Below are 390 nucleotides of genomic sequence, written 5' to 3' on the forward strand. Positions count from 1 at the left end.
GACTGGCGCCCAGCGAGTCGGCCCGCTAAGGCCGCGTCGCCAACAGGCAAGAACACGCTGGGGAACGCCGATGCCCGAAGCCTTCATCTACGATCACGTCCGCACGCCGCGCGGCCGTGGCAAGGCGGACGGAGCCCTGCACGAGGTGACGGCCCTGCGCCTCGCCGAGACGGCCCTGCGGGCCCTGAAGGACCGCAACGGCCTCGACACCGCCCTGGTGGATGACGTGATCCTGGGATGCGTCGACCCGGTCGGCGAGGCGGGGGGCGACATCGCCCGCGCCGCGGCGCTGGTGAGCGATTACGGCGACCACGTTCCGGGCATCCAGATCAACCGCTTCTGCGCGTCGGGCCTCGACGCGGTGAACTTCGCCGCCGCGCAGGTGATGAG

Annotated in this window: 1 protein-coding gene; it reads left to right on the top strand. The window is 71.5% G+C overall.

Features of this window, described 5'->3' with window-relative positions:
• Positions 1-70: 70 nt before the first annotated feature.
• On the top strand, positions 71-390 hold a 320-nt coding region (locus JZ792_RS43820), incomplete at its 3' end, for a thiolase family protein (RefSeq protein WP_498044280.1).

It is taken from the genome of Nocardia noduli, from assembly GCF_019038455.1.
In the GTDB taxonomy this organism is placed as follows: domain Bacteria; phylum Actinomycetota; class Actinomycetes; order Mycobacteriales; family Mycobacteriaceae; genus Nocardia; species Nocardia noduli.